This window comes from Paludisphaera sp. (assembly GCF_037189885.1).
In the GTDB taxonomy this organism is placed as follows: Bacteria; Planctomycetota; Planctomycetia; order Isosphaerales; family Isosphaeraceae; genus Paludisphaera.
The window spans coordinates 161,366-175,758 of record NZ_JBBCIR010000013.1 but is presented as its reverse complement, the minus strand read 5'-3'; the positions used below and the strand labels follow the sequence as shown (position 1 = coordinate 175,758).

The window sequence follows — 14,393 nt, the reverse complement described above, 5'->3', positions numbered from 1 at the left end:
CGCCCCCCTATGGGGCTCGCGACGACCGTTCCCGAGGGAGGGTCGTCGGCGCATGCAATGCGTCGCGGACAGCCCATGAAACTCCAGGATCGCGCCGGGATCCGCCAGGGGCGGCCCCGGCCAAGGCGAGCGCCGATGTCCGAAGCAATCAAGTTGAAGGTCGAGGCCCGGGACCCCGCCAAGAACAAGGGGACGGGCAGCCGGGCCTCCCGCAAGCTGCGGAAGACCGGGCGGACCCCGGCCGTCATCTACGGCCACAAGCAGCCCGTCGTGCCGATCAGCCTGGACGCGGTCGCCGCCCGGAACATGATCGAGTCCGGCTCCCACCTGGCGGAGCTCGACCTGGGCACGCAGACCGAGACGGTCCTGATCCGCGACGTCCAGTGGGACCACCTGGGCCGCGAGATCCTCCACGTCGACTTCGCCCGGGTCGACCGGACCGAGCTGGTCGAGACGGAAGTGGCGCTGGAATTCCGCGGGGACGCCGCCGGCGTCGCCGAGGGGGGCGTGCTCGAGGCCGTCATCCGGCACCTCACCGTCAAGTGCCCCGCCGGATCCATCCCCGACGCCATCCGCGTCGACGTCTCCGGCCTGGGGCTGAACCAGGCGCTCCACGTCAAGGAGCTGACGCTGCCCGAGGGCATCGTCCTCGAGGCCGACCCCGAGCTGCTGGTCGTCCACGTCGTCTCGCCGACCCAGGAGGTCGAGACCTCGAACGAGGTCGCCGGGGAGGTCCAGCCCCAGGTGATCAAGCCCGAGCGTAAGGACAAGGACGCCGAATGACCTCGGCGCGAGGGGGTCGGGCCCCGGCCCTCCCCCCGCGGCGACGCCGGGAGCCCTCGCCTTGGCAGCCCTGAAGCTCGTCGTCGGACTGGGGAACCCCGGCCCGAAGTACCACGGCACGCGGCACAACGTCGGATTCGACCTGGTCGACCGCCTCGCCGAGGGGGCCCGGATCGACGGCTTCTCGCGCAAGTTCGAGGGGCTCGTCGCCGAGGCGGAGCTCGACTTCCGCCGCGTCCTGCTCCTGAAGCCCGACACGTTCATGAACCTCAGCGGCCGATCGGTGGGCCAGGCGGTCCGGTTCCACAAGATCGAGCTGACCGACGTCCTGGTCGTCTGCGACGACCTGAACCTCCCCCTGGGGAGGCTCCGGCTCCGCAAGGGGGGCTCCGACGGCGGCCAGAAGGGCCTCCGCGACATCGCCCACCACCTCGGCACGCACGAATTCCCCCGGCTCCGGATCGGCATCGGCGAGGCCGGCGAAGGCCAGGCCGTCGATTACGTCCTGGGCCGCTTCAAGGGCGCCGAGCGGGCCAAGGTCGACGACGCGCTCATCCTCGCCTCGCAAGCCGTGGCCGTCTGGGCCTCCCAGGGGATCCAGGCCGCCATGAACCGATTCAACGGACCTTCCCAGTAACGCGAACACGAAACGGTCGCGGCCCCGGTGGGCCCGACGGAGGACCCGACCCTTGCCCGTGCACACCTACGAAGGGATGTTCCTGCTCGACAGCACCAAGGCCGCCGCGGCCTGGGACGACACCGTGAAGCAGGTCCACGACATCCTCACCAAGTACGACTCCGAGATCGTCGCCAGCCGCCAGTGGGACGAGCGCCGGCTCGCCTACCCGGTCAACGGCCACAAGAAGGGGACGTACCTCCTGACCTACTTCCGGGCCGACGGCTCGAAGCTCAAGGAGATCGTCTCGGACTGCCACCTGTCCGACGTCATCCTCCGCGAGCTGATCCTCAAGGTCCACCCGAAGCTGGAGGAGCAGCTCGTCAACCAGGCGATGGCCTCCAACCCGAACGTCGACGCCGAGAACGCCCGCGACGACGACCTCGACGATCGCCCGCGCCGCCGCCGCCGCGACGACTGACCCCCCGCGCCGTCGGCCCCTTCGGGACGACCGGCGCGACCCCATCCATCGCGGCGCGGAACGACTTGCAAATTAGGGGACAACCGTTTACCCTGCTTTCAGGGGCGTTTCGCGCTTCGGAGTTCTGGGTCGGATCGGAAAGGAGCGGGGCCATGCCGGACTTGAACCGCGTGCAGTTGATGGGTCGTCTCACGTTCGACCCCGAGTTGCGCCGCACCCCCAGCGGCACCGCCGTCAGCGAGCTGCGCATGGCCGTCAACCGTTCCTGGCAGGGCCGCGACGGCGAACGCCGCGAGGAAGTGCTGTACATCGACGTCACCGTCTGGGACCGCCAGGCGGAGACCTGCTGCCAGTCCCTCCGCCGGGGGAGCCTCATCTTCGTCGAGGGCTCCCTCAAGATGGACCAGTGGGACGACAAGACGACCGGCGAGAAGCGCTCGAAGGTCCGCGTCCAGGCCGACCGCGTCCAGTTCCTCGACCCCCGGCGCGACGCCGGCGGCGGCGGGTACGGCGGCGGCGCCGAGGACGAATTCGGCGGCGCCCCTCCCCGCGAGTCCGCCCCGCCCCGCCGGGCCCGCCCGGAACCGGCCCGCGACCGCGGCGGATACGACGACGGCCCCCCCCGCGGCTACACCCCCGCGAACCCCGGCGGCCGGGCCGCCGTCGCCCCCGATCCGGACGACGACATCCCGTTCTGACATCCACCACGCTTCTGGACAGACGTTCCGCTTGGAGTTTCCGGCCCGATCGGTTTTAATCGGCTGCTTGCGCGTCGCGATCGACGAGACGCGCCGGGCATGACCCGGCCTCCCGACCCGACCGCCCTCGGCCCCTTCGGAATCCCCGACGACTCGGCGCGGCCCCGCGACCGAGAGGATGGGGGAGGACGGCCGACGCCCCCCACGCCCCGGCGCTCGCCCCAGGATCGAAAGCGATAATCGAAATGGCGAAGACGACCCAGTCCAAGAACAAGAACAAGGCCAAGGCGAAGACCGCCGGCGCGAAGACCACCGCCCCCGTCGGGCCGCCCCGCCAGCCCGGCGTCGAGCGCCGCAAGAATCACCCGCTCCGCGCCAAGAACGGGCAGCTCAGCATCCTGCTGACCAACACGGTGCCCCACCTCGGCTCCCCCGGCGACCTCGTGAAGGTCAAGCCCGGCTACGCCCGCAACTACCTGCTGCCCCAGGGCCTCGCCACCTTCGCGACGCCCCACAACCTTCGGATCGTCGAGAAGCACCGCGAACGCCTCCGCGCCCTGGAAGCCGCCCGCCGCGCCGACCTCATGGCCCTGGCCGCCCAGATCGCCCAGCGCTCGCTGACGATCGAGGCCAACGCCAACGAGGAAGGCCACCTCTACGGCTCGGTCAACGCCGACCAGATCGCCGCCGCTCTCGGCGCCGAGGGCTTCGCGATCTCGACCGAGAACGTCCGGATCGAAGGCCCCCTGAAGGAACTGGGCCTCTACACCATCAAGCTCCACCTGGGCCAGGACGTCGACACCGAGGTGAAGCTCTGGGTCGTCCCCACCCACACCGAGGAAGCCGCCTCCTGAGGCCGGTCTCCCTCCGACCGGCGTCGCGACGGACGCCCCGCATCCAGGCCGGAGTCCCCATCTCGGGGGCCCGGCCTCTTGCATTTCCCCCCCTCCAACTCCCTCGCCGGACCATCTCGCCGGCCCGCCACAACCCTCCCCGCCGGTCCCCGGGGCGCGGCTTTTTGCGATAGTCGGCGGCCGGGGCGGCCGATACAATCGTTCAGGCAATTGACCGCTCGCGTCCTCGCGCGCCGCATGGCCGCGGCGCGCGGGCCGGGCTTCCGAAGGAGTGGATCGGATCATGGCGACCGTCCCGGGGTACAGCAATAGCGTGGGCAAGGAAGGTGGATTCGGGCAAGGCGGTTACGGCCGCGCCGATTCCTCCACGCTGGCGGACCGCCTGCCGCCGCAGAACCTCGAGGCCGAGCGCAGCGTCCTGGGCGGCATCCTCCTGGACAACGACGTCCTCCACGACATCGTCACCTTCCTGACCGCGGACGACTTCTATCGCGACTCGCATCAGCTCATCTATCGCACGGTCACCGAGCTGTACAACGACGGCAAGGCGATCGACGCGGTTACTCTCGGCGACGAACTCGACCGCAAGGGTCAGCTCGAGCAGGTCGGCGGCGACGACGGGCTGGCGGAGATCGCGAACAGCGTCCCGCACGCGGCCAACGCCCGCTACCACGCCGAGATCGTCCGCCAGAAGTCGGTCAGCCGGCAGCTCATCCAGAGCGCGACCGAGATCATCCGCGACGGCTACTCGAACCTCTACACCTCGCAGCAGCTCCTGGAGACGGCCGAGCGCAAGGTCTTCGCCATCGCCGAGGACCAGATCAAGGGCCAGGTCCACGAGCTGAAGGGCGTGCTGTCCGAGGCCATGGACCGCATCACCAAGCGGACCGAGGAGACCCACGTCGTCACCGGCGTCGGCACCGGCTTCTTCGACGTCGACGACATCACGACCGGCTTCCAGCCCGAGCAGCTCATCATCGTGGCCGCCCGCCCGGCGATGGGCAAGACGGCGTTCGCCCTCAACATCTGCGCCCACGCGGCCGTGAACAACCAGGTCCCCACCCTGGTCGTGAGCCTGGAAATGGGCCGGCTGGAGCTGGGCGAACGACTCCTGAGCGCCCAGGCGAGGGTCGACTCGAACAAGCTGCGCACCGGGCGGGGGATGGACTACCGCGAGATGAGCAAGCTGGGCAAGGCCTACGGCGAGATCGCCTCGGCGCCCATCCACATCGACGACACGCCGTCGCGGACTATGCTCCAGATCCTGGCCACGGCCCGCCGGCTGAAGATGCGGCACGGCCTGGGCCTGATCATGATCGACTACATCCAGCTCATCGACGCCGACGAATCGCGCGACAGCCGCCAGGAGCAGATCGCCAAGATCAGCCGCCGGCTGAAGATGATGGCCCGCGAACTCCATGTCCCGGTCGTCGCGCTGTCGCAGCTCAACCGGGCGGTCGAGAACCGCGAGGACCGCCGGCCCCGCATGGCCGACCTCCGCGAGTCGGGCGCCATCGAGCAGGACGCCGACATGGTCCTGCTGCTGCACCGCCCCGACTACTACGACCCCAACGACCAGCCCGGCGTCGCCGAGGTCATCGTCGCCAAGAACCGAGCCGGACGCACCGACACGGCGAAGCTCGTCTTCCTCAAGAACCTCACCCTGTTCGACAACATGTCGAACATCGAGCAGCCCATCGACGGCGGCCAGCCGTTCTGAGCCGGCGTCACCCCCGGCGCGGGGCCGACAGGGCCTGGATCAGCTCGGGCAGGTCGTCCAGGGCGAACTGGAGCTGGACGGCGCCCGCGAGGAAGGCGGCCTTGTTCATGCCGTAGACGACCGACGTGGCCTCGTCCTGGCCGAGCGTGACCCCGCCGGCTTCCAGGATGGCGCCGCAGCCGTTGACGCCGTCGCGCCCCATGCCGGTCATGACGACGCCGACGGCCGCGGGGCCGAACGCGCGGGCGACCGAGCGGAACAGGACGTCGACCGAGGGCCTGTGGCCGCTGACCGGCGGGTCGTCGGGCGACGAGATCGCGGCGCGGACGTTCCCCGCGCGGCCGACGACCGTCAGGTGGCGGCCCCCGGGCGCGATCAGCACGCGGTTGGGCTCGACGAGGTCGCCGTCGGCCGCCTCCTTCACGTCCAGTGCCGATGAGCGGTCCAGCCGCTTGGCGAAGACCCCGGTGAACTGCGCGGGCATGTGCTGGACGATCACGATCGGCGGCGTGGGGGGACGGATCAGCGGCAGCACCGCCGCGAGCGCCTGCGGCCCGCCGGTCGAGATCCCGATCGCGACGCACCCGGCCGCCCCCCCCGGCGGGACGGCCAAGCCGCGCGACGAGGCGGGAGGGGCCGCCGACGTGGCCCGGCGCGGGCGCATGACGCGCCCCTGCGCGGCGTCGAGGATCTTGGCGACGAGCCGCTCCCCTTCGGCCCGCATGTCGGCGAGTTGTCCGCTCGCCGGCTTGGGATGGAAGTCGACCGCGCCCAGCTCCAGCGCCTTCAGGGTCACGTCGGCCCCCTCTTGCGTGAGGGCGCTGACCATGACGACGGGGGATTCGTGGACGGCCAGGATGGCGGGGAGCGCGTCCAGGCCGGAGACGTCGGGCATCGCGACGTCCAGCGTCACGACGTCGGGCCGGAGCTTCGCCGTCTGGGCGACCGCCTCGCGGCCGTCCCGCGCCACGCCGACGACCTCGATGCGCCCGGAGGAGTTCAGGACGTCGGAGAGGAGTCGGCGCATCAGGGCCGAGTCGTCGACCACCAGGACGCGGACGAGGCGCGGGGCGATCTCAGCCATCGGTGGGAGGCTCCTCGCGCTCGGCGGCCTTGCGCAGCAGAGAGACCACGCGGTCGCGGTCGAAGGGCTTGACGATGAAGTCGACCGCGCCAAGGCGGATCGCGTCGAGCACCGATTGCTTCTGGTCGACGGCCGTGATGACGACGACCCTGGCGTCGGGGTCGGCCTCGCGGATCCGCGCCAGGGCCTCCAGGCCCCCCATGACGGGCATCACGAGGTCCATCGTGGTCAGGTCCGGCCGAAGCTCGGCGTGCATCGCGACGGCCCGCGCGCCGTCGGCCGCCTCGCCGGCCACTTCCCAGCCGGCCTCCATCGCCACGCCGGCGATGAGCCGCCGCATGAACAGGGCGTCGTCGACGATCAAGAGCCGCTTCATCACGCCCCCCACCGCCCCACCGGGGCTATTCCAGTCTACCACCAGTTTAGCCCCGGCTAGATCTCGCGGCCCTGACCGCCGGGGGACCGGATCCAGACCTTGCCCGTCGCCGGGTCGAGGGTCATGTTCCGCCCCCCCTCTCCGCCAAGGTCCCGGGCCAGGATCGGGATCCGCAGGGCCGCGAGGATCGCCTCGACCGCGTCCTGGTTCAGCCGCCCGATGTTCCGCGCCGGGTTCTCGGCGCCGGTCGCGAACATGCTCGCCCCCCCCGCCAGCTTGGCGACCAGCCGCCCGGACGCCTTGCCCCGGATGACGCGCTCGATGTCGGCGATCAGGGCGGGGATGGCGGTGTCGGCGTACTTGCCGGGCTGATCGAGGTCCCCCCGGGAGTCGGGCAGGACGACGTGGGCCAGCCCGCCGACCCTCGCAGCCCGGTCGTGGAGCGCCACGCCGACGCACGATCCGAGCAGGGTGCGCACGCGCGCCGGCGCCGCGACCACGGCCCATCGGCCGATCGCGACGGTGACCTCGGGGGCGGCGGGGTCGTTCGGCATGACGATCCTCCCGATCGATCAGGCGGGGCCGCCGAGCGCCGCGGACAGCGAGGCGAGCGCCGGCGCGTCCGGGACGAACAGCAGCGTCCAGCCCAGGTCGCCCGACCCGACCACCTCGAACGTGGTCCCCGCCAGGAGCACGCGGTCGAGCTCGGCCGCCTGGCCCATCACGGCGAACTCGATGAGGCAGCCGGCGAACTCGTGGAGGAACGTGGGCGGGGTCGGCGCCAGGCCGGCCCCCTCCCCCGTCGGCAGGTGGGCCGCCAGGGCGTTGAGGTACGCGCAGGCGACGATGTTCGCCGTCTCCATCGCGGCCGACCGCTCCACCTCGCCCCACTCCGTCGCGGTGCCGACCGGCCGGCGCAGGAGCAGGTCGGCCAGGGCCAGCCCGTCGCGGTCCTCGAAGCAGAGGAGCATCGCCCCCCCCAGGCCCCCCGTCAGGCCCATCGCGCAGGCCGCGACGAGCGACTCCGGCGGGCCGAGCGCGCCGGCGGCGGTCGCCAGGTCGACCAGCTCCACCTCGCCCAGCGTCAGGCGGACGTCCATCCCCAGCCATCGCGAGAGGGCGCGGGAGGCCCCCTCGGATCCCATGGCCAGGATCGTCCGGAGCATCCGACCGCGATCTTCGCCCAGCGTGTTCATGCCAGGGCCCCCCGGCGGGAAGACGCCGCGCCGATGAGGGCGTCGACGTCGAGGATGAGCGAGACGCTGCCGTCGCCCAGGATGCTCGCGCCGGAGAGCCCGGCGACCGGGCGATAGTTCCGCTCCAGCGACTTGAGGACCACTTCCTGCATGCCGATCAGCTCGTCGACCACGAGGCCCACCGACGCGTCGCCGTCGCGGACGACGACCACGCGGAGCCGCTCCGAGGCGTCGCCGAACCGCGGCGGTGACGGCGACGACGGGTGCGCGCCGCCCCCCCACCGGAAGACGTCACCGAGCGTCGCCAGGCCGATGAACCGGCCGCGGATCTCGATCGTCGGCCTCCCGCGGACGCGGGCGACGCGGTCGCCCCGGATTTCCACGATCTCCTCGATGTGGTCGAGCGGCAGGGCGTAGGCCTCGTCGTAGATCCGCACGAGCAGGCTGGACATGATCGCCAGCGTGAGCGGCAGGCGGATCGTGAAGACGGTTCCGACGCCTGGGGTCGAGCGCACGTCCACGCCCCCGCTGAGGTTGTCGATGCGTTCCTTGACGATGTCCATGCCGACGCCGCGGCCGGAGATCTCCGTGACGGCCTCGGCCGTGCTGAGGCCGGGGTGCCAGATGAAGGGGATCAGCTCGCGGTCGGTCATCGCGGCGGCCTCGTCCCGCCCGACGAGCCCCCGCGAGACGATCTTGGACCGCAGCCGCTCGCAGTCGATGCCGCGGCCGTCGTCGGCCACCGTGACGACGACGCGGTTGCCCCGGTGCGACGCCTGGAGCGAGACCGTCCCCACGCGGGGCTTGCCGGCGGCCTCGCGCGCCTCCGGCGGCTCCAGGCCGTGGTCGACCGAGTTGCGCACCATGTGGATGAGAGGGTCGGACAGCTCGTCGATCATCCGCTTGTCCAGCTCGGTCTTCTCGCCCTCGATCCGCAGGGCGACCTCCTTGCCGGAGGCGACGCTCAGGTCGCGGATCACGCGGCGGAAGCGCTCGAACAGAGGGCCAATCGGGACCATGCGGGTCTCCAGGACCCCCTTCTGGAGCCCGTCGGCCACGCGGCCGAGGCTGTGGATGGCCTCCCCCAGCGCCTTGAGGCGATCGCGGCCCAGGCGGAGCCGGTCCAGCTCGCCCCGGATCGCGCGGAAGTCCTCGCGGAGCCGGCGGACGCTCCCCGCCCAGCGGTCGACCGCCGCGTCGGAGCCGCCCCCCGCCGCGGCCGTGACCCGGTCGAGCCCGCGGAGGATCGTCTCCAGCCGCTCCTCGGTGTCGGCGGCCAGGCCTCGGGCGTCGTTCCCGCGCAGGGCGTCGTCGAGCCCCCGCGCCACGTCGACGAATCGCGCCTTGTTGATGACCAGCTCGCCGGCCAGGTTCATCAGGTCGTCGAGCCGCTCGCTGTCCACGCGGATCGTCTCGACCACCTTCGCCCGCCTGCCGGCCCCGGCCCTGGCGGCGGGGGGCGCCGTCGGCTCGGGCCCGGCCGGCGCGATCGGCTCCGCGAGGATCGGCCCCACGGCCTCGACCTCGGCTCCGGCCTCGACCTCGGCCTCGGCGGCGGGGGGATCGATGGTCACGCTTTCCGCGCCGTCGACGTTGGCCAGGGATCGCAGCGCGTCGACGTCCTCCGCGTCGGCGACCCAGACGACGAACGTCTCGATGCGCTCGGCCTCGTCGAGCCGGTCCAGCGGCGGGTCGGAGGCGACGACGCGGCCCTTGCTCGCCAGCCGCTCGGCCACCAGGCGCGCCTTCATGTCCGCGAGTTGCAGGCCGGGCTCGAACCGGACCACCACGCGCGCGGCGCCCCGCGCGTCGATCGGCTCCGTGGCGGTCCGGGGCGGGGCGACGACCTTCGGCGCCGGAGGCGGTTCGGGGGAGGCGGCCGCGACCGGCGTCGACGCGCCGGCCAGGGCGGCGTCGACCTCGGTGATCAGGCCGGCCAGGTCGCGGGCGCTCTTCCCCTCGGACCTCAGCTCGCGATGGTAGTCGCGCAGCTCGTCCAGGCAGCGGAACGTCAGCTCGAGGATCGGCCGGTCCAGGACTCGCGTCCTGGCCCGGAGCTGCTCGAACAGGCTCTCCAGGACGTGGGTGAGCCGGTTGACCGACTCGAAGCCCATGACGATGGAGGCCCCCTTGATGCTGTGGAACATCCGGAACGCCTCGGCGAGAGCCCGCGCGTCGGCGGGATCTCGCTCCAGGCGCAGGAGGTCCTCGTTGAGGGCCGCGATGTTCTCGTCGGTCTCGTCGAGGTAATACGGCAGGAGTTCGGCCAGGTTGAAGTCCGCCATGCCGGCCCTCAGCCCCCCTTGCGATAGAGCCAGGTCTTGACCTTCTCCAGCCCGTCGAGCATCCCGTGGACCCCCTCGGTCGGGCCGAGCACCAGCAGTCCGCCCCTCGCCATCGCGGCCGTCACCGTCTCGACGACCTTCCGCTTGCTGGCCGCGTCGAAGTAGATGAGCACGTTCTTGAGGAACACGCAGTCGAACGGCTCTCCGGTCATCCGCTCCATGAGGTTGTGCAGGCGGAACCTCGCCGGCGCCCGGACCTCGGGGCGGACGGTCCATCGCCCCGGGGGCCCCTCGTCGAAGAAGGCGCGGCGGTCTCCCGGGCCGACGAGGTGCATGGCCCGCTCGTCGTAGACGGCGGCCTCGGCGGCGGCGAGGGCCGTGGCGCTCAGGTCGGTCCCCAAAATCTCCAGCCGCCAGCCGGCCAGGTCCACGCGCCTCGCCGCGAGCTTCAGCGCCATCGAATAGGGCTCCTCGCCGGTGCTGCACGCGGCCGACCAGAGCCGCAGCGACCGGGGCCGCCGCCCGGCGCGGGCCTCGCGTACGGCCTCGGGGATGAACTCGTCGGCCAGCCAGCGATAGTGGGCCTCATCGCGGAAGAAGTAGGTCTCGTTGGTGGTCACCACGTCCAGGAACGGCTGCATCTCGGGCTTGCCGGCCGGGGATCGGAGGAAATCGTAGTAGCGCGAGTAGCCCTCGATCCCCGTCTCGCGCAACCGCCGGCGGATCCGGTTCGACATCAGGACGCGCTTGCTCTCCGCGACCCGGATCCCGCTGGCGCGGTAGACCAGCTCTCGGAAGCGGGCGAACTCGTCCTCGGTCAGCTCGATGAGGTGCACGGCGGTCGCCCCCCGGTCGGACGGCGTCAAACCCGGAACCGCGAGACGGCCTGCTTGAGCGACGCCGCCTGCGCGCCCAGCTGCTCGGCGCTGGCGGACAGCTCCTCGGCGCTGGAGGCGTTGGTCTCGGTGAGGGTGGAGACGTCCTGGATCGCCTTGCCGACCTCGGCCGACGACTCGGCCTGCTCGCGCGCCGCGGCGGCGATCTTGCCGATGCCGACCGCCGTCTCCTCCACCCCCCGGACGATTCGCGACAGCGCCTCGCCCGCCTTCTCCGACAGCGACGCGCCGTCGGCCACGCGGCGGGTCGACTCCTTGATCAGCGACGTGATCTCCTTGGCCGCGGCGCTGGAGCGCTCGGCCAGCTTGCGGACCTCGTCGGCCACGACGGCGAAGCCCAGGCCGTGCTCGCCAGCGCGGGCCGCCTCGATCGCCGCGTTCAGCGCCAGGAGGTTCGTCTGGCCGGCGATCTCGCCGATCACCTGGATGATGTCGCTGACCTGCTCGCTCGACTTCTTGATCAGGACCATCGCCTCCACCGCCTGCTCGACCGACTCCCCCCCCTCGCGGGCCAGCCGCGACGTGTCCTCGGCCAGCCCCGCGGCCGACGCCGCGTTGCGGTCGATGTCGCCGATCGCCTGCGAGAGCTGGTGCACCGAGGCCGACATCTCCTCCACCGTCGCCGCCTGGTTCTGGGCCGACTCGCTCAGGTAGCTGGCGCTCTCGGCCACCACCCGCGCCCCCTCGGCGAACTGCCCGGCCGACTCCACCACCTGGCCGATGACCTCCTTCAGATCCCCGATCATCTCCGCCAGCGCGCCGCCGAGCCGCCCCAGGTCGTCCTCGCCGCGGACGTCGATCGCCACGTTCAGGTCGCCCGACGCCGCGGCCCGCGCGGCGGCCATCAGCCGGCCCACCTTCTCCTCCAGGTCGCGCTTGGCGTGGTCGAGCTTCGCCCGGCGGTCGACGCGCTCCACCGCCTCGGACACCTGCCGGCCCACCATCCGCAGCGCCTCCAGCCGCGAGGGCGACGGGTGGATCACCTCTCGGGTGAAGAAGTCCATCGTGCCCACGACCCGGCCGTCGAGGACGATCGGGAAGCAGATGCCCGACTTCATCCCGTTCCGCTTCGCCGATGGCGCCCGCGAGCAGCCGACCATCTCGCCGAGGTCCGGCACGAAGATCAGCTCGCGCGACCGCCACGCCTGGCCGTTGAGCCCCTCCCCCTCGCGGAACCGCGAGACGGCGCTGGTCCGGCGGAACTCCTCGTCGACCGTGCCGGTGTCGGCCGCCCAGCGCAGGCTGTTGTCGGCGGGGTCGACCTCCCAGTACGAGCCGTACGACCAGCCGAACGCCTCGCAGACCGTCCGCAGCGCCACCCCGGCCGCCTCGACGGCCGTCGTCGCGCCCCCCAGCGCGGTCAGCAGACGGACGGTCGCCGTGGCGTCCTCCCGCTCCTCGATCTCGCGCCGACGCTCCTTCTCGCGCTCCGTGACCACCTCCCAGGTGAACGTCCCGCCCCGCGTCCGCCCCGCGTCGTCCAGCACCGGCGCCACGTCCAGCTCGATCGTATCCGGGCCGATCCGGATCGTCCGCGACTCGGGGCCGAAGTCGGCCGAGTCCCCGAGCCGGCACACCGCGTCGCCGTCGAAGATCTCGATCGACTCGCCGATCACCCGGCCCCCCCGGATCGGCAGGTGGGCCCGCATCCGCTCCAGCGACGCGCGGCCGCTGGGGCTGATGTACCGGATCTTGCGGTCGAGATCCGCGAAGAACATGTTGACCGGCGCGCTCTCGACGATCCATTGGAACAGGCGCGGATCGACCCCGCCGGCCCCGCCGGCCTCGCGGTCGTCGACGTCGGCCGCGGTCGCCATCGCGCGGCGGCTCCTGGAGGGCCGCTTGCGCTCCGGCCGTTCCTGGGGGGTGCTGGCCTCGGGGTCGTGGGGCGTGGGGCTCATGATCGTCCGGGACCTCGCCTCGAGATGGATGTCGACGGGGGCTTGAACGGAGGTAGGGCCGCGGCGTCACGACGCGGTGACGGCCGTCGCGTCGTCGAGATGGAGCAGCTTCTCCACGTCCAGCATGATGAGCAGCCGTTCGTCCAGCCGGGCCAGGCCCGAGACGTACCGGCACGACTCGCCGGCCGACGCCAGCGGCGACGCCTGGATCTGGTCGCGATTGATGCGCATCACGCGCGTCACCGCGTCGACGACGCAGCCGACCGTCTTGTCGTGGACGTTCACCACGATCGTCCGCGTCTCGTCGTCGATCTCGCGCGGGGGCAGGTCGAACCGCTTCCGCAGGTTGACGACCGGGATCACCGCCCCGCGCAGGTTGATGAGCCCCTCGATGTACGGGGGCGCCTGCGGGAGCCGCGTGATCGGCTTCATCAGGATGATCTCCTGGATCTTCGTGATGGCGATCGCGTAGTCCTCGTCGCCCAGGCGGAACCCCACGAACTGCAACACCGGGTTGTCGTCGCGCGCGGTCGTCGGCGTCGATCGGGCGTCCTGGCTCATCGTGCCCTCGGTGCGTCTCGGTAAGCTGTGCGGCCTGAAGGGGATTGTATCACCGGGGCCAGCCCCCCCCGGCCGTCATTCCACCGAATCGCGACCCGCGCGTCCGCTAAAATCGCCGCACTCCTCGCGACCGTCGCGGCCGACGGCGACGCGGGCATCCTTGGCGTACTCGCGCGGCCGGGCTACACTTAACTAAAGCCTAGGAGGTCCCATGGAAATCGCGAACATCGACGAAGCGCGAAGTCGCCTGTCGCTGCTGGTCGAGCAGGCCCTCCGCGGGGAGGAAGTCGTGATTGCCAGCGAGGGGAGGCCCTTGGTGCGTCTGGTCCCGATCCAGCCCGACGCCTCGCCCCGCGTCGGCGGCCAGTGGAAAGGCCAAGTCCGCATGGCCGAGGATTTCGACTCGCTACCCGACGACCTGGCCGACGCATTCGGGATCCCGCCGGGATGCGGCTACTCCTCGACACCCATGTCTTCCTCCGGTGGCTGGACGATCCCAACCTCCTCTCCGACGCCGCGAAGGAGGCGATCCAGGACGGCTCGTCCGTTGTTTACGTCAGCGCGGCCGTCGTTTGGGAGATCGTCATAAAAAAAACGATAGGGAAATTGGACGCGCCGGAGGACCTCCCGGCCGCGCTCGCCGCCAATCGGTTCGTGCCGCTTTCGATCACGATCCAGCATGCCCTGGCCGTCGCCTCGCTCCCCCTCGTCCACCGCGATCCCTTCGACCGGATCCTCATCGCTCAGGCGCGATGCGAGGGGCTCACGCTCGTCAGCCGAGACCCGAACATGCCGCGCCACGGCGTGCCGCACATCGTCGCTTGACCACGCCCCCTGCGCGATCTCGTCCTTTTTTTGCGCGTCCCGGCCTGTCTACCGCCCCCCCGTCCGCCTATCGTCGCCTTGTGAGACGACGCCGCGCGACGTGGCGCGGCCGGAAGA

The 14,393-nt window shown here is 71.5% G+C and carries 15 protein-coding genes and 1 pseudogene; 8 read left to right on the top strand and 8 right to left on the bottom strand.

Annotated elements, in window-relative coordinates; translation table 11 throughout:
- Window positions 1–135: 135 nt before the first annotated feature.
- The 6 genes from WG209_RS06010 (at window position 136) to dnaB (ending at window position 5,152) form a co-directional block, all read left to right on the top strand.
- The gene (locus tag WG209_RS06010) at window positions 136–783 is read left to right on the top strand and encodes a 50S ribosomal protein L25 (protein WP_337174107.1); all 648 of its coding nucleotides are present in this window, start codon (window positions 136–138) and stop codon (window positions 781–783) included.
- Between the two features lie 61 nt (window positions 784–844).
- Complete coding sequence (gene pth / locus WG209_RS06005; RefSeq protein WP_337174106.1) at window positions 845–1,420, top strand: aminoacyl-tRNA hydrolase; 576 nt, start codon at window positions 845–847, stop codon at window positions 1,418–1,420.
- Window positions 1,421–1,478: 58 nt separating this feature from the next.
- A complete protein-coding gene (rpsF, locus tag WG209_RS06000; RefSeq protein WP_337174149.1) occupies window positions 1,479–1,880 on the top strand; it encodes a 30S ribosomal protein S6 in 402 nt (133 codons plus the stop codon).
- A 152-nt stretch (window positions 1,881–2,032) separates the two neighbouring features.
- On the top strand, window positions 2,033–2,578 hold the full coding sequence (ssb, locus tag WG209_RS05995; protein ID WP_337174105.1) for a single-stranded DNA-binding protein: 546 nt from the start codon (window positions 2,033–2,035) through the stop codon (window positions 2,576–2,578).
- Window positions 2,579–2,823: 245 nt separating this feature from the next.
- Window positions 2,824–3,432 (top strand): 50S ribosomal protein L9, encoded by a 609-nt coding sequence (rplI, locus tag WG209_RS05990; RefSeq protein WP_337174104.1) that lies wholly within the window; start codon window positions 2,824–2,826, stop codon window positions 3,430–3,432.
- A 283-nt stretch (window positions 3,433–3,715) separates the two neighbouring features.
- Window positions 3,716–5,152, top strand: a complete 1,437-nt coding sequence (gene dnaB / locus WG209_RS05985) for a replicative DNA helicase (RefSeq protein ID WP_337174103.1) — start codon at window positions 3,716–3,718, stop codon at window positions 5,150–5,152.
- Window positions 5,153–5,159: 7 nt separating this feature from the next.
- Here the strand turns inward: dnaB and WG209_RS05980 are convergent, their stop codons facing one another.
- The 8 genes from WG209_RS05980 to WG209_RS05945 form a co-directional block, all read right to left on the bottom strand.
- Entirely contained in the window at window positions 5,160–6,236 is a 1,077-nt protein-coding gene (locus WG209_RS05980) for a chemotaxis response regulator protein-glutamate methylesterase (RefSeq protein ID WP_337174102.1), read from the bottom strand.
- On the bottom strand, window positions 6,229–6,612 hold the full coding sequence (locus WG209_RS05975) for a response regulator (RefSeq protein ID WP_337174101.1): 384 nt from the start codon (window positions 6,610–6,612) through the stop codon (window positions 6,229–6,231). Before WG209_RS05975 ends, WG209_RS05980 begins: the two co-directional genes overlap by 8 nt.
- Window positions 6,613–6,668: 56 nt before the next feature.
- Window positions 6,669–7,166 (bottom strand): chemotaxis protein CheD, encoded by a 498-nt coding sequence (locus WG209_RS05970; RefSeq protein ID WP_337174100.1) that lies wholly within the window; start codon window positions 7,164–7,166, stop codon window positions 6,669–6,671.
- Window positions 7,167–7,184: 18 nt separating this feature from the next.
- Window positions 7,185–7,808, bottom strand: a complete 624-nt coding sequence (locus WG209_RS05965) for a chemotaxis protein CheC (protein WP_337174099.1) — start codon at window positions 7,806–7,808, stop codon at window positions 7,185–7,187.
- Window positions 7,805–10,093 (bottom strand): chemotaxis protein CheW, encoded by a 2,289-nt coding sequence (locus tag WG209_RS05960; protein ID WP_337174098.1) that lies wholly within the window; start codon window positions 10,091–10,093, stop codon window positions 7,805–7,807. The genes WG209_RS05965 and WG209_RS05960 overlap by 4 nt, the downstream gene beginning before the upstream one ends.
- 8 nt (window positions 10,094–10,101) lie before the next feature.
- Window positions 10,102–10,929 carry a protein-glutamate O-methyltransferase CheR gene (locus WG209_RS05955; RefSeq protein ID WP_337174097.1) on the bottom strand — a complete coding sequence of 276 codons (828 nt, stop codon included), beginning with the start codon at window positions 10,927–10,929 and terminating at the stop codon, window positions 10,102–10,104.
- 26 nt (window positions 10,930–10,955) lie between these two features.
- Window positions 10,956–12,890 (bottom strand): methyl-accepting chemotaxis protein, encoded by a 1,935-nt coding sequence (locus tag WG209_RS05950; RefSeq protein ID WP_337174096.1) that lies wholly within the window; start codon window positions 12,888–12,890, stop codon window positions 10,956–10,958.
- Between the two features lie 66 nt (window positions 12,891–12,956).
- Window positions 12,957–13,451: a chemotaxis protein CheW gene (locus WG209_RS05945; protein WP_337174095.1), complete on the bottom strand. Its 495-nt coding sequence runs from the start codon at window positions 13,449–13,451 to the stop codon at window positions 12,957–12,959.
- A 211-nt stretch (window positions 13,452–13,662) separates the two neighbouring features.
- Here WG209_RS05945 and WG209_RS05940 point away from each other — a divergent pair.
- Both WG209_RS05940 and WG209_RS05935 read left to right on the top strand, forming a co-directional pair.
- Window positions 13,663–13,776, top strand: a pseudogene (locus tag WG209_RS05940) (type II toxin-antitoxin system prevent-host-death family antitoxin); the annotation flags it as partial.
- Between the two features lie 122 nt (window positions 13,777–13,898).
- On the top strand, window positions 13,899–14,276 hold the full coding sequence (locus WG209_RS05935; RefSeq protein WP_337174094.1) for a type II toxin-antitoxin system VapC family toxin: 378 nt from the start codon (window positions 13,899–13,901) through the stop codon (window positions 14,274–14,276).
- Window positions 14,277–14,393: the final 117 nt, after the last annotated feature.

Bases quoted from the DNA above. Each gene is read 5' to 3' on its own strand.
- rplI (WP_337174104.1), top strand. From the start codon at position 2,824: ATGGCGAAGACGACCCAGTCCAAGAACAAGAACAAGGCCAAGGCGAAG.
- WG209_RS05965 (WP_337174099.1), bottom strand. From the start codon at position 7,808: ATGAACACGCTGGGCGAAGATCGCGGTCGGATGCTCCGGACGATCCTG.
- WG209_RS05950 (WP_337174096.1), bottom strand. From the start codon at position 12,890: ATGAGCCCCACGCCCCACGACCCCGAGGCCAGCACCCCCCAGGAACGG.
- WG209_RS05975 (WP_337174101.1), bottom strand. From the start codon at position 6,612: ATGAAGCGGCTCTTGATCGTCGACGACGCCCTGTTCATGCGGCGGCTC.
- WG209_RS05935 (WP_337174094.1), top strand. From the start codon at position 13,899: ATGCGGCTACTCCTCGACACCCATGTCTTCCTCCGGTGGCTGGACGAT.
- ssb (WP_337174105.1), top strand. From the start codon at position 2,033: ATGCCGGACTTGAACCGCGTGCAGTTGATGGGTCGTCTCACGTTCGAC.
- WG209_RS05970 (WP_337174100.1), bottom strand. From the start codon at position 7,166: ATGCCGAACGACCCCGCCGCCCCCGAGGTCACCGTCGCGATCGGCCGA.
- WG209_RS05980 (WP_337174102.1), bottom strand. From the start codon at position 6,236: ATGGCTGAGATCGCCCCGCGCCTCGTCCGCGTCCTGGTGGTCGACGAC.
- WG209_RS05960 (WP_337174098.1), bottom strand. From the start codon at position 10,093: ATGGCGGACTTCAACCTGGCCGAACTCCTGCCGTATTACCTCGACGAG.
- WG209_RS05945 (WP_337174095.1), bottom strand. From the start codon at position 13,451: ATGAGCCAGGACGCCCGATCGACGCCGACGACCGCGCGCGACGACAAC.
- WG209_RS06010 (WP_337174107.1), top strand. From the start codon at position 136: ATGTCCGAAGCAATCAAGTTGAAGGTCGAGGCCCGGGACCCCGCCAAG.
- dnaB (WP_337174103.1), top strand. From the start codon at position 3,716: ATGGCGACCGTCCCGGGGTACAGCAATAGCGTGGGCAAGGAAGGTGGA.